Genomic DNA, 1744 nt, shown 5'->3' with positions numbered 1-1744 from the left:
GTCCACTATGCGGTTCCCAACCAACAACAGGAACCATCCAGCACAACACTGGAACACACAACTACATACACAAGTTGTAACCACAAATTTCCCACCCCCGGGGAGTGTTCTCACGAACACCCCCGGGGACCAGGGACACAGGGTTACGGCGGTCACAGCGTGGGGGAAACGCCCGGTCCCATTCCGAACCCGGAAGCTAAGACCCACAGCGCCGATGGTACTGCACCCGAGAGAGTGTGGGAGAGTAGGACACCGCCGGACAACCATTAACGAAAGGCCCCACCCACGGTGGGGCCTTTCACCGTTAAACCCCCCACCCACACACCCGGTAAAGTCGCTGGTATGAGGCAGGCCCTACAATGGATAGGGCGGCTAAGCATGCCGGCCACATAGATTCATAGAGAAACCGAGTGGGCACCGCATTCAGTGCTGGGCCGCTCGTAATGAGAGGAACCGCGCAGCCATGGCCGACCAAGACCGCAACCAAGGAGCGGGCCGGGGAGAACGACGGCCCGATCGAACAGGCAGTCAGGGCGGCCGGTCCTTTGACGGGCGCAGTGACACCCCGCGAAGTTCGGCTTCCCGCGACGATAGGTCGGCTGGCTACCGGAGTGCACGCCCGAGCACCGGCGGATCATCGGCTTCACGTGACGGCCAGCGCGGCGGATCGTCAGGTGGTGGACGGGGCACTGCTGGTTCCGCTGCCGGCCGTGGATCCGCTGGTGGCCAGACCCGGGGGGGAGGCCCACGTGATGAGAACCGTGGCGGATCCGAACGAACCGAAAGCGGAAAACGCTCCTTCAACGCGCGGGACCTGCGCAGCGCCAACAGGCCCGACCGTGAACGGTCACCCGACATCGATGAAGACGTCACCGGCGCCGAGCTGGATCGGGTCACCCGCGCGCAGATCCGCAACCTAGAGGAAAAGAGTGCCGAGTGGGTGGCGCGCCATCTGGTGATGGCCGGGCGACTCCTTGAGGACGAACCAGAACTGGCTTTCCAGCATGCGCTAGCTGCCAGCCGCCGTGGCGGCAGGCTCGCCGTCGTGCGCGAAGCTGTCGGTCTCACTGCCTATGCGGCAGGGCACTACGGAGAGGCACTGAGGGAATTCCGAACCTACCGTCGAATCAGCGGCTCCAATGACCACCTGCCGGTTATGGCGGACTGTGAACGCGGGCTTGGGCGCCCCGATCGCGCACTTGATCTGGCGCGTTTGGAGGAAGCAGCGGCGCTCAGCACAGCGGGCCAGGTCGAACTTGCCATGGTGGTCTCGGGCGCGCGCTCGGACCTCGGACAACATGAGGCAGCAGTTGCCTCACTGGAAATAAGCCAACTCGATCGCAATCGCGCTTTCAGCTATAGCCCGCGGCTGTTCCGCGCCTATGCCGAAGCGCTTGCCGCTGTTGGCCGGGCCGCAGAAGCAGAGCAGTGGCGCCGCCAGGCAGGTATAGCTGACAGCGCGCTCGGATTGGGCGAGTTCGCTGAACCCGACATTGTGGATCTCGCCGGGGACGAGGACCAAGCCCCCGATGCCTCAGCCGCACGACGCCGGGTGGCGTCCGCCCCAGTGAGCAGTCCGGGCAGTGCCCCGGTGGCAGAACGCCGGTCCGAAGCAGGCGACGTATCCCCGGAGGACACCGCCGCTGAGTCGGACGACAATCGGTCGGTCCAAGAGAAATCAGCCGGACAGGAAGCAGCGGAGACGGCTGCTGCCCAGGAACCAGTGGAAGCGGCGGCCGGTTCC

At 64.9% G+C, this 1744-nt stretch carries 1 protein-coding gene and 1 rRNA gene; both read left to right on the top strand.

The window, feature by feature from the left end:
* The first annotated feature begins 144 nt into the window (after nt 1-144).
* A 5S ribosomal RNA gene (gene rrf, locus Y703_RS0113450) occupies nt 145-261 on the top strand.
* A 202-nt stretch (nt 262-463) separates the two neighbouring features.
* Nucleotides 464-1744: hypothetical protein (locus tag Y703_RS23175; protein WP_253908051.1), on the top strand; the 1281-nt coding region annotated here is incomplete at its 3' end.

It is taken from the genome of Arthrobacter sp. H20 (assembly GCF_000520515.1).
GTDB lineage: Bacteria > Actinomycetota > Actinomycetes > Actinomycetales > Micrococcaceae > Arthrobacter_D.
This window is presented reverse-complemented; position numbering and strand designations above follow the sequence as displayed.